At 61.7% G+C, this 342-nt stretch carries 1 protein-coding gene; it reads left to right on the top strand.

Going from position 1 to position 342, the window contains the following annotated elements:
- Window positions 1-327 (top strand): MaoC family dehydratase (locus C666_RS19195; protein WP_039919653.1); only part of this gene is annotated, 327 nt, incomplete at its 5' end.
- Window positions 328-342: the final 15 nt, after the last annotated feature.

Raw genomic sequence — 342 nt, 5'->3', positions numbered from 1 at the left:
GTTTCTGGTGACACGAATCCGGTTCATCTTGACGAGGAATTTGCGGCGAGCACGATGTTTGGGGGGCGGATTGCGCACGGGATGCTTTCGGCGGGTCTGATTTCGGCGGTTTTCGGCATGCGGCTGCCTGGCCCGGGGTGCATCTATCTGTCGCAGAGCCTGAAGTTCAAGGCGCCGGTGAAGATTGGCCAGACGGTGGTGGCGCGGGTGACGGTGAAGGAGCTCAAGGTGGAGAAGCGCCGGGTGGTGTTTTCGACAGTGTGCAGCTGCGGCGACACGGTGGTGATCGACGGCGAGGCGGAGCTGCTGATCCCTGCGCGCGGGTAAGCATGTTTTTCTGGT

The sequence above is a fragment of the Thauera linaloolentis 47Lol = DSM 12138 genome, from assembly GCF_000310205.1.
Taxonomy (GTDB): Bacteria; Pseudomonadota; Gammaproteobacteria; order Burkholderiales; family Rhodocyclaceae; genus Thauera; species Thauera linaloolentis.
Note: the sequence above shows the minus strand (reverse complement) of the source record. Positions and strands in the feature narration are given on the sequence as shown.